The organism is Halalkalibacter flavus (assembly GCF_036663575.1).
Taxonomy (GTDB): domain Bacteria; phylum Bacillota; class Bacilli; order Bacillales; family Bacillaceae_D; genus Halalkalibacter; species Halalkalibacter flavus.
The window spans coordinates 20,974-31,993 of record NZ_JAWRVK010000049.1; the positions used below are offsets into that span (position 1 = coordinate 20,974).

The window sequence follows — 11,020 nt, forward strand, 5'->3', positions numbered from 1 at the left end:
AGAAAATCTTACCTTTTTTTCCTACTAAAAACAAACGTAACATTTTTCTGACGATTATGTATAAAATTCTATACAATGCTCATAATGGATATTACAATCGTATTCCCCCTACGAATGAAGGCAAGAGCTTAAGCTCTTGCCCTCTTTTTTTATAGGTCCTACAATTCTATGTTAGCTTTTTGAACAGTCTTTCTATCCGCTCCACTGACTGTTCTAAATTATCCATTGATGTTGCATAAGAACAGCGAATATGCCCTTCTCCCCCAGCACCAAATACATGACCAGGAACGACAGCCACTCTTTCTTCTAATAAGAGCTTCTCTGCAAATTGCTCAGATGTAAATCCTGTGCTTTCGATTGATGGGAATGCATAAAACGCCCCGCCAGGCGTATGACACGATAAGCCAATCTCTTTAAATGACTTCACAACATAGTTTCTACGTTGTTTATACGATTGCTTCATTCTTTCGATATCATCCATGCCGCTCTTTAACGCCTCTAATGCCCCGTATTGCGCCATTGTAGGTGCACACATTAAGCTATATTGATGAAGCTTTAGCATCGCTGAAAGCAAGTCCTCAGGTGCTAATACAAAGCCGAGCCGCCACCCTGTCATGGCGAAGGATTTAGAAAAGCCCGAAATTAAAATCGTCCTGTCTTTCATGTTCGGAAGCGAAGCGAAACTAACATGTTTTTCGTCATAACTAAGTTCTGCATAGATCTCATCAGAAAATACGAGTAAATCATGTCGTTCAGCGAGTAAAGCTATTTCTAACATATCTTCACGACTCATTGTTGCGCCTGTTGGATTATTAGGAAAACACAGCATAAGCGCCTTTGTTCGATCCGTAATAGCTGCCTCGATTTGCTTTGCTGACACTTTGAAATTATCTTGATTGTTTGTTCCGACTGAAATTGGTACTCCACCAGCCATTTGTACAAGAGGTACATAAGACACAAAGCTTGGTTCGACGATAATGACCTCATCGCCTTCATTAAGAATCGCACGCATGCCAATATCAATTGCTTCAGAAGCACCTACAGTCACCAACACTTCACTCTCAGGATCATACTGAACAGAAAAACGCTTGTTCATATAAGAGGAGATCTCTCTTCTTAGTTCAATGATCCCCGCATTTGCAGAATAAGCGGTGAACCCTCGCTCAAGTGACGAGATGCTCGCTTCACGAATATTCCAAGGCGTGACAAAATCAGGCTCACCTACCCCTAGTGAAATAATGTTATCCATTTTCGACGCTAAATCAAAGAACCGCCGGATACCGGATGGTTTAATCTGTTGAACACGATTTGATAATCGTGAGTTAGTTTTTACGTTTGACATTATGGTGTCACCACAATTCGATGGTCTTCTTCCCCTTGATCAAAGACAACCCCATCATGCTTATATTTTTTCAATTGGAAATGAGTTGTTGTAGAAATAACTGTATCAATCGTAGACAGTTTTTCCGAAACAAAGCGAGCAATTTCAGACATGGTCTTCCCTTCAATCACAACAGATAAATCATAAGCACCAGACATTAAGTAAAGTGCTTTCACTTCAGGAAAGCGATAGATTCGCTCTGCTACTTCATCAAAACCTACTCCACGCTGCGGGGTAACTTTGACATCGATCACAGCTGTAACACCTTCTTGTTTCTCAACCTTACTCCAATCAATAACAGCAGAATAGCTTAAAATAACTTTTTCATCTTCTAATTTTTTTAGAATTGCTTTGACTTCATCTTCTGAGGCATCGACCATTTTAGAAAGTGTTTGGATTGATACTCGGCCATCCCCTTCAATGATTTGCAAAACTTCCAATGCTTTTTCATTCATTTTTTCTCTATCTCCTTTGTGTTCGTTAAGCGTATGTTATCGAATCATTTGGTTTATCATAACATACCGAGCCACTGTAACGAATCACCTTTTTTCTTATTATTCGAACATTTCTTGTAAAAATGTTATCTTCTTCATGTAAGTGTTTCTTTCTATTCGATACATTAGACAAAGTCTTCATTCCCTTACTTAGGAGGAGTCTAGAAAACATGACACCATCTGCACCACGTTATGCATTACTCATTATTGATATGATTAATGACCTTGAATTTTCAAGTGGCTATCAATTGCTTCCTTATGCTCTTACTTCGGCGAAGAACATCGCCACATTAAAACGCACGTTAAAAAAAGAAGGCATGCCCGTAATCTATGTTAACGACAATTACGGAAAGTGGCAATCAGACTTCAGGCACCTTGTGTCTCATTGTCTTGAAGAAAATGTTCGCGGTAAACCAATCGCTGAAATAATGAAACCAGATGATGATGACTATTTTATCTTAAAGCCTAAATATTCAGGGTTCTTTGCTACTCCTTTAGATCTGTTGCTTACTCACTTACATGTTAATAAATTAATTATTACGGGTGTAGCCGGGAATATGTGTGTGCAATTTACGGCAAACGATGCCTATATGCGTGATTACCAGCTTATGATTCCATCAGATTGCGTTGCATCAAATACACCGCAAACAAATGAACATGCCTTAAACTTTATGGAAGAAGTACTAAAAGCCGATATATCACCTTCAACGAAGATCATTAACAATTTAACAAAGGCCTAACTACAATTAGTTAGACCTTTTGTTTTCTTGACTTGGGTTAGTATGTTCAACTTTAATATGATGTTTCTTTGCAAATTGAAGCAATTCCGTTTCCAATCCTTTTGGAGAGAAACGCTGCAGTTTCAGTCTGAGCCCTTTTTTTAAATGAAGAAGGATAATCGTTCTTTGACCTAAGTGAATAATGGTTAGTTTAGCTACTTCATCCGCTTCTATTGTCCGCTTCCTTATAGCAAAACCAAATACGTGAACAATATGAATTATTTTATCTTCAAGAACGTCCAATCGATAACTCATTGTCAGAGCTGCAAAAAAAATAAAAGAAACACCATATGCTACATTTGTCCATAATGTTTCTTCAAGAGCATACGCATAAGTAATCGTTAAAATAAATAAGAGAATCCAAAGAAATTTCGGCTCCTTCGCAACAAATTTCATTAAAACACCCCTTTCACATAGGGTAAACTACTACATTTACTCGTTCTTAGTCCCCAAAATCGCTAACAATACACCATAACTATAAACTGATTTTCATACACTTTCAAACAATGAATGTTGATTTGAGAGTTATTCGTATTTCTCCCCACCCACTATATTTTGCATATATAGGACTGTTTAGGAAAACAATATGTCTAGATACCTATTCAAGCGGCAAGTGAGGGATTTGATGAAGCGCCATTTAAGGAGAAGGCAAGCATCTATTATACACAAACAAGACAAAGCAACAGAAAACGCTGATCAGCCTTTAACAAATTCATTGCTAGTTAATATAGAGCAAATTAAAAACCTGTTTGAGCTTAGTGATGATTTGATTGTACAAAGAGTGCTTGAAGATAAATCACAACTCACCATCGTCTATTTACATGGATTAGTTAATGATCAGAAAGTAACTGACTGTTTAAGCCTATTTACAGATCATTTTTCACAGAATAATTGCAACTTTGAGGCAGTGTTTCAAAAGGCATCCTTACTCGGAAACCAACATGCAATAACGTCATTTACTGAGTTAACGAAAGAAATCTTGAATGGCAGTACAGTCATCCTCCTTGATGGTGTGGCAAAAGCTATAAGCGGATCTTCAAGAGGTGAAAAACAACGAGGCATTGAAGAACCTACTTCCCAAGTTGTCATTCGCGGGCCAAAAGAAGGCTTTGCCGAAAACTTAAGTACGAATATTGCTCTAATTCGGAAAAGATTAAAGTCTCCTAAGTTATGTGTCGAAATTCAGCCGATTGGTTCGGTCACCAATACTGACGTTGCTCTTATGTATATGAAAGATACGGTAGATAAAGACGTTCTAAACGAAGTTAAGAACCGGATTGATCAAATCAAGACGGATGCTATTTTGGAATCAGGTAATATTGAGGAATTTATTGAAGATCGAACCTTTTCTATTTTCTCTACCATATCTAATTCCGAACGGCCAGATAGTGCAGCTTCAAGTTTGCTAGAAGGGAAGATCGTAATTTTAGTAGACGGAACACCCTTTTGTCTCATTGCCCCTTATACATTCTTTCAAGCATTTCAAGCTGCCGAAGATTATTATCACCGATACGATATCGCCACATTGCTTAGGTGGTTACGTTTTATAAGCTTTTTTATTTCATTAATAGGAACGGCTGTTTATATTGCAGCAACATCGTATCATCCAGAAATGATCCCAACACCGTTACTTTTAAGTCTAGCTGCCCAACGCGAAGGAATGCCTTTTCCCATTGTTGTTGAAGCACTACTGCTCGAATTTAGTATTGAAATTCTGAGAGAAGCCGGAATACGGATGCCAAGGGCTGTTGGTCAAGCCGTTTCAATTGTAGGTGCACTTATTCTCGGAGAGGCTGCTGTACAAGCCGGTATTGTCTCACCTGGTATGGTCATTATCGTTGCACTTACAGCTATTTGTAGCTTTACGACACCGACTTATAATTTAGCGATTTCGATTCGGATGCTGCGCTTTGTCATGATATTATCTTCTGCAGCAATGGGGCTATATGGAATCTTGATCATTACCATTATCATCGTTGCTCATGTTTGCAGTTTGCAGTCTTTTGGAGTACCTTTTATGACACCAATTGCTCCTTTTCAGCTAGCTGCTCAAAAAGACACTCTATTCAGGTTTCCGATCTGGTCTTTTCAAACACGATCGAAAAAAGCTAACAATAAAAGTGATGAACAAGCAAGGGGTTCTTTTTAATGTATACGAGAAAATATTTGCTCCCTTTTGCGGCGCTTTTCCTATTAAGTGGCTGCTGGAATGTTGTTGAAATCGAAGATGTAGCATTCGTTACCGCAATCGGTGTTGATTATGACCAAGAAGCAGAACAATATTTATTGACTCTTCAAGTCATTAACCCTGCTACTGTAGCTGAAACCGAAAGTGGTATAGCAGCTGCTGATCGTTTGCCTGTGACTAATTTTGTGAGTACAGGCAGCAGCTTATTAGAAGCGGTTCGATCAGCTTCAAAACGAATCCCAAGAGAGCCCTTCTTAGGTCATGTCCAACACGTCATTTTAAGTGAAGACATCGCTCGCGATCATTTAGTCGAAGTCTTAGATTATATTCGAAGGTATCACGAGATCCGCCTAACAACAAAAGTATTTATAGCAAAAAACAGCTCCGCCCAAACGGTTGTGGATACGGTGCAAGCACTTGAATTAATTCCAGCAAGAGCTGTAAGAGGCAAAACCCAAACGAACCATTCTCTTTGGGGAAGTATTATTGAAGTGGAATTTATAGATATTATTTCTGCTTACAAAAGCAAAGGAAGAGAAATCTTTATTAATGGTGTGATCCTTGAAGGAAACAAAGAAAAAGGTAAGGGCAAAGAGAATTATGAACAAACACAGATGGCAACAACAATAGTGGTAGACCAAATTGCTTTATTTAGAGATGAAAAGCTTGAACAATGGATTCCCTCTGATATTACAAGAGGCTTGTCTCAAATTCTAAATGAAATAGACTCAACAATTGTAGTTATTCCAATTATTGATAGCAAGGAGCAAGTTTCTATTGAGTTAATTCACTCAAACACATCAATTACAACAGAAATCAAAGAGCAACGTCCGATTATTAATGTACATGTGTACCAGGTAGGAAATATTGGTGAAGCTTCCGTCAAAATTGATGCAGAAAGTATAGATGAAATTTCCCAACTCGAAGACGACTGGTCAAACAAAACAACAGAAGATCTCCAGTCCATGATTACACTTGCCCAACAAGCAGGAAGTGATGTATTGGGTTTTGGGGATATTGTACATATACAGCACCCGTCCGCATGGAAAACCTATGAGGAAAACTGGGCCGATCACTTCCAACAATGTGAGGTGAATGTACAGGTAGAATCTGTGATTAGGCGTAGCGGAATGAGATTTTAAGATTAGAAAGAGAGGAGAAATATTTCATGGAGAAAGCAAAACTATCGGCCTTTCAACTATTTGCCCTTCTAGTATTATTTCAGCTTGGAACAGCAGTTGTCGTAGGGTTCGGGGTAAATGCTGGCAAGGATGGGTGGCTTGCTGTGTTATTGGGAATGGGGCTCGGACTCATTTTTTTCCTGATTTACTACACTCTTTTTAAGCTTTACCCAAAGCCTTTAACAAGTTTAATCCAAGCTATACTTGGAAAGTATGTTGGTGGTTTTGTAGGAGTTACATATATCACTTACTTCCTTTATGGTGCCGCTAGGGATTTAAGAGATGTCGGAGATCTTTTAGTTACATCCGTTTATATCCGCACACCTCTTATAATTATTATGCTCTTACACATTATTGCAATTAGTTATGTTTTGTATAAAGGGATCACAACCTTAGGTAGAATTTCAGAAATTTATATAATGGTTATCATTTTGTTAGGCTTATTTGGGAATTTATTTGTGATCGTCTCAGGAACTATTGACCTGAATAACTTACGACCATTATTAGACGAAGGCTGGGCACCTGTTTTGTCAACTGCTTATCCACTGACATCCGTTTTTCCATTTGGTGAATTGATTTGCTTTACAGTGCTCTTTCCTTATGTTGAGCCAAAAAAGGTAATCCTTCCAATTGGACTGAGTTCAATCTGCATTTGTGGGATCATTTTAGCTTATACAACCGCATTAAATATCGCCGTTCTTGGTGTAGATATTGCTGAAACCTCTACGTTTCCATTGTTTACCACAGTAAGCTTAGTAAACATTTATGAATTTATTCAACGAATTGATGCTGTTGTCGTGTTAACTTTATTCGTTGGTGCTTTTTTCAAAACTTCTCTCTTTTTTTATGCAGCTCTTATTAGTACCGCCGAACTCTTTAAGGTTGATTTTAAAAAACTTGTTCTTCCTTTTGCAGTGATCATCTTATTATTAGCCACTGTCATCGCTAAAGATTTTGCGGAGCACATATTAGAAGGACAAGAATCGTTGTATTCGATTCACGCGCTGTTTGCGGTTTTTATTCCATTTTTTCTGCTCATCTTTGCCTACATCAAAAAGATGGTAAATAACGAAAGAAAGCCAATGGATCAGACCTCTTAATGCTCAATTCTTTGCCAAAGTTTCTTCGCTAATCTTACACTTGGTTTAACAATCAACAATAATAGGAATAGAGTTAATAAGAAATACTCAATTGCGTCCATTGTTTTATAGGTAACGGAAAGGTTTTTGGTACTACTTTGTAGGAAACTAACTCCAATTATTGAATCCATAATAATAGCGGTTGTCCAACTCAATAGAAAAAACAGAATAACTAATAAGGGAATTTTCATATTCACGAGCCTCCTTATTCTTTACTAACGTTACTATATGTAATAGAAGGTTGTTTCAAACACCTATCCCATTTTTACTAATAAGCGCATGACTGGGAGGGAACTTTTTAAGATGAAAGATACTATTCTAAAAGGAGAGAACTATGCACAACTTTATGAAGCTTTTTATTCACAAACTAAAAACCGATCCTATTCCAGATTGGTCAGCTACATTGGCTTATTATTTCATGCTTTCTATTTTCCCCTTACTTATTTTTTTATTAGCTCTTATTCCGTATTTTCATTTTGACCTAGATACAATCTATTCATTTATTAATGACTACGTCCCTGAAGGCCTTGATGAACTCTTTTCAACAACGATCTTAGAAGTCATTAGCGAGCCTCAAGGAGGACTCGTTTCCTTCGGGGTATTAGCGACCATTTGGTCCGCTTCTAACGGGGTAAATGCCTTGGTACGCGCTGTCAATCGTTCATATAATATTGAAGAGACAAGAAACTTCGTTAAGCTTCGCATCCTTTCCATTTTATTAACGATTGCTATGATTGCCGTAATTGTATTCACATTGTTAATGCCTGTCTTTGGTAATGTGATAATTCACGCGCTCGAGGATTACTTTTTTCTTCCACATGAAACGGCACAAATTTTACATTCATTGCGTTGGATAGTCGGGATTGGGTTGATGACGTTTGTGCTTATGATTGTTTATTCCATTGCCCCGAACGTGAAGTTAACTTTTAAACAAGTAATTATAGGAGCCGTATCTGCAACGGTTTGTTGGCAAGTAATCTCTGCTTTATTTGCTACATATGTAAGTAATTTCGGAAATTTCACGGCGACCTATGGTAGTCTTGGTGGGGTTATCATCCTTATGCTTTGGTTCTTTCTCACAGGGGTAAGTCTCGTTATTGGTGGTCAAATTAACGCCACTCTTTACTTACAGAAGAAAAATAGAAATAACAATCTATCATAATCTAAAAAATAATCCAAAAAAAGTGTATATAATTTACATTTTTGGAGATGATGGTATCAGAATGCACGGTGAATTTAAATGAACGAGGAGATGACAGGGAATGAATAAGACGGAACTAGTACAAGCTGTAGCTGAACGTACACAACTATCAAAAAAAGATGCCGGAAGCGCTGTCAATGCTGTATTTGATTTAATTGAGGAGTCATTATCAAAAGGGGAAACAGTCCAACTCATTGGTTTTGGAAACTTTGAGGTTCGTGAAAGAGCAGCTAGAAAAGGACGTAACCCGCAAACAGGTGAGGAAATTGATATTGCTGCAACAAAAACACCAGCATTCAAAGCAGGAAAGCAATTAAAAGAATCAGTGAAATAAACATACGAGCGTAACACAAAAGGAAAGGTCTGATCGTGCATACGTTGCAGATCAGACCTTTCTTGTTTTCATATTATTAAGATTCTTGATACGGATTTGCCTCAGCCGCCTTCTCATACGTAACATACGTTTTGGCTATCATATCATGAATGCTTCTTTTGTCTTTCCGAAAGGCTACCATAAACGCACTAACAATAAAAGCGATCATTAACGTAATGGCATAGACAAACCCAGCAACGATTACTCTTAATAGCATCGTACCAAACCCAACATTACTTCCATCTAATTTAACGATTCGAATTCCTAACAATCGTTTCCCAACCGTATAGCCGTACCATAATACAGGAAGAAGCAATGAATACAGTAAATTTCCAATACCATCTACGATTTCTCTTGCATCTTGAGTTAACCCAAAAAGTGCAGCAAGAATGAAAATCGTACCTGAAACAACAATGACATCAAGAATACTCGCCCCTACACGAACCCAAAATCCAGCAGGACGTTCAACCATAAGAAAAAACCTCCTCTACTCTCAAACACTCTGTCTATATTATAGACATTTTACAATGATAATGTACACATATTACTTTTGTTAACCAAGTATAAATAAATGTTGACAATACACTTATCCCTTATTATTCTAATGTTAACTACTCAAACACACGAGGTGAACAAATGTCATCAACCAAACCAAAAATACACACAGTTGATCTAGTTCTTGTTGCCATGTTTGCAGCATTAATGGCTATAGGTGCTAATTTAACATCTTTTCTTGTTATCGGATCTGTCCCAATCACGTTGCAAACACTCTTTGCCATCTTAGCAGGTGCTCTTCTCGGCAGCCGAATGGGCTCACTTGCTATGATTGTCTATTTACTTGTCGGTCTTGTCGGCTTCCCTGTTTTTGCACAATTTTCAGGTGGCTTGCGGACGTTCGTTAGTCCAACCTTTGGCTTTCTCCTTTCATATATTATGGTCGCTTTTGTAACTGGACTTATTATTGAGAAAAGCAAGAAAAAGAAAATTGCTACTTTTATGGCAGCTTGTTTTGTTGGGCTTATTATTAACTATGTAGTTGGTACTCATTATATGTACTTTGCTTTTCAATTTTTAGCAGGACTTGAGGCAGTAAGCTATCAAGTAGTTTGGGCTTGGATGGCTGCACCTGCTGTCAAAGATATTATTTTAACTTTCTTTGCTGCTGTACTCTCTTCTCGTATTTATCATACCGTAAACAAAAAGCGAGGACGCAACTCAATACCGAATCAAGTCGCTTAATACGAAAGGGGTGTCTCAAAAGGTCTGTTTTTGACCTTTTGAGACACCCCTTTATAATGAGTTCACTTCAATTCTTTTAATTCGATATGTATCCTCATCTTTAACCATTGATACGTACAACGATAAATAATCCACAGACGGATAGCCAAGCTCTCCAAATTGGCTCTGACCATACAGACTATTTTCAGCATAAAATTGAATCGCTACGTTTTCTGCTCTAAGTTCAATCTTTCCTCCCGCTTCATAAATCTGTAGATCATCCCCCATAATCATCCGCAATCCTGGGTTAAAAACCGTCTGTCTCGTTATTTCATAGTAAGATGAATCCAAGTGCTCTTCATTGCTTAAGTAAGATTGGAATTCATCGTGATACACATACCGCTCATTATTTTGGACATAGATATCATCTAATAATTGTTCCATTCCAGCGTCAGTCATAAACCTTCCTAAAAATTTCCGGATCTCATCTTCTGTATGATACTTTCCGTTATAATACGATTATTCATCATATGTATGATACGCAAATAACTCATGGACATGTTCTAGAAATTCGTCGAAAATAGACAAAACCTCATCTTCATTAACAGTATCTTCATTAACAGTATCTTTATGACAAGCTGTTACGAATAAACAAATAAATACGAGAATAGCAATTGACCTCTTCATTTCTTTTACCCCGCCTCTTTCTTCTCTACTAAATAAGACGAAGAATGGTGGTGAAAAGTTTCATTTATTCTAAAAAATTTTAATCTTTTCTAAAAGGCTGTTTTCGCATACTTTTTTTGTTTTTTGGGGTACTTGTTTTCCTAATGTTCGTTCCATTGCGCTCCAGCCACTCGCTTTCCGCGGGGAGGTGTCAAGCCTCCTCGGCTACGCCTGTGGGGTCTCGACCCTACCTCTTCATTAGGCCACTGAAAAAGGTACGGTTTTGACCTTTTTCAGTGGCCTTTAAGCAATGAGCGGAACCATTGCTTTGTCTTAAAGCCTGCTATGAGTGGGTTTCTCATAGCAGGCGCGCAACGTGTGGAGCCATTGCTGCTTCCTA

General features: G+C 37.9%; 14 protein-coding genes. 7 read left to right on the top strand and 7 right to left on the bottom strand.

Translation table 11 applies throughout. The annotated features are described in order from the left end of the window. Nucleotides 1-166: 166 nt before the first annotated feature. On the bottom strand, nt 167-1,342 hold the full coding sequence (locus SAY88_RS21615) for an aminotransferase (protein WP_332634259.1): 1,176 nt from the start codon (nt 1,340-1,342) through the stop codon (nt 167-169). After that, nucleotides 1,342-1,836: an Lrp/AsnC family transcriptional regulator gene (locus SAY88_RS21620; RefSeq protein ID WP_332634260.1), complete on the bottom strand. Its 495-nt coding sequence runs from the start codon at nt 1,834-1,836 to the stop codon at nt 1,342-1,344. The genes SAY88_RS21615 and SAY88_RS21620 overlap by 1 nt, the downstream gene beginning before the upstream one ends. A 209-nt stretch (nt 1,837-2,045) precedes the next feature. Between SAY88_RS21620 and SAY88_RS21625 the strand changes: the two genes are divergently transcribed. Beyond that, nucleotides 2,046-2,615 (top strand): cysteine hydrolase family protein, encoded by a 570-nt coding sequence (locus SAY88_RS21625; protein WP_332634261.1) that lies wholly within the window; start codon nt 2,046-2,048, stop codon nt 2,613-2,615. A gap of 6 nt (nt 2,616-2,621) precedes the next feature. Here SAY88_RS21625 and SAY88_RS21630 read toward each other — a convergent pair whose 3' ends face one another. Continuing rightward, nucleotides 2,622-3,050 (bottom strand): hypothetical protein, encoded by a 429-nt coding sequence (locus SAY88_RS21630; protein WP_332634262.1) that lies wholly within the window; start codon nt 3,048-3,050, stop codon nt 2,622-2,624. Nucleotides 3,051-3,279: 229 nt separating this feature from the next. Here SAY88_RS21630 and SAY88_RS21635 point away from each other — a divergent pair, with 229 nt between their 5' ends. The 3 genes from SAY88_RS21635 to SAY88_RS21645 are packed head-to-tail and all read left to right on the top strand — an operon-like array spanning nt 3,280 to nt 7,123. Then, nucleotides 3,280-4,803: a spore germination protein gene (locus SAY88_RS21635; RefSeq protein WP_332634264.1), complete on the top strand. Its 1,524-nt coding sequence runs from the start codon at nt 3,280-3,282 to the stop codon at nt 4,801-4,803. Then, a complete protein-coding gene (locus SAY88_RS21640; RefSeq protein ID WP_332634265.1) occupies nt 4,803-5,984 on the top strand; it encodes a Ger(x)C family spore germination protein in 1,182 nt (393 codons plus the stop codon). Before SAY88_RS21635 ends, SAY88_RS21640 begins: the two co-directional genes overlap by 1 nt. A 26-nt stretch (nt 5,985-6,010) precedes the next feature. Further along, entirely contained in the window at nt 6,011-7,123 is a 1,113-nt protein-coding gene (locus SAY88_RS21645) for a GerAB/ArcD/ProY family transporter (RefSeq protein ID WP_332634267.1), read from the top strand. Here SAY88_RS21645 and SAY88_RS21650 read toward each other — a convergent pair. Then, nucleotides 7,120-7,353: a YczF family membrane protein gene (locus SAY88_RS21650; protein ID WP_332634268.1), complete on the bottom strand. Its 234-nt coding sequence runs from the start codon at nt 7,351-7,353 to the stop codon at nt 7,120-7,122. The two genes, SAY88_RS21645 and SAY88_RS21650, sit on opposite strands and share 4 nt — an antisense overlap. Nucleotides 7,354-7,496: 143 nt before the next feature. Between SAY88_RS21650 and SAY88_RS21655 the strand changes: the two genes are divergently transcribed. Further along, entirely contained in the window at nt 7,497-8,324 is an 828-nt protein-coding gene (locus SAY88_RS21655) for a YihY/virulence factor BrkB family protein (RefSeq protein WP_332634270.1), read from the top strand. Between the two features lie 100 nt (nt 8,325-8,424). Continuing rightward, a complete protein-coding gene (locus SAY88_RS21660) occupies nt 8,425-8,697 on the top strand; it encodes an HU family DNA-binding protein (protein WP_250097782.1) in 273 nt (90 codons plus the stop codon). A 76-nt stretch (nt 8,698-8,773) separates the two neighbouring features. On the opposite strand, the gene SAY88_RS21665 is transcribed toward SAY88_RS21660, so the two are convergent. Further along, entirely contained in the window at nt 8,774-9,208 is a 435-nt protein-coding gene (locus SAY88_RS21665; protein WP_332634273.1) for an RDD family protein, read from the bottom strand. Nucleotides 9,209-9,372: 164 nt separating this feature from the next. On the opposite strand from SAY88_RS21665, the gene SAY88_RS21670 reads away from it, so the two are divergent. Then, on the top strand, nt 9,373-9,975 hold the full coding sequence (locus SAY88_RS21670; protein ID WP_332634276.1) for a biotin transporter BioY: 603 nt from the start codon (nt 9,373-9,375) through the stop codon (nt 9,973-9,975). Between the two features lie 51 nt (nt 9,976-10,026). Here the strand turns inward: SAY88_RS21670 and SAY88_RS21675 are convergent, their stop codons facing one another. Together SAY88_RS21675 and SAY88_RS21680 are read right to left on the bottom strand one after the other, a co-directional pair. Beyond that, nucleotides 10,027-10,413, bottom strand: coding sequence for a hypothetical protein (locus tag SAY88_RS21675; RefSeq protein WP_332634278.1), 387 nt, complete (start codon nt 10,411-10,413; stop codon nt 10,027-10,029). Between the two features lie 60 nt (nt 10,414-10,473). Further along, entirely contained in the window at nt 10,474-10,641 is a 168-nt protein-coding gene (locus SAY88_RS21680; RefSeq protein ID WP_332634279.1) for a hypothetical protein, read from the bottom strand. Nucleotides 10,642-11,020: the final 379 nt, after the last annotated feature.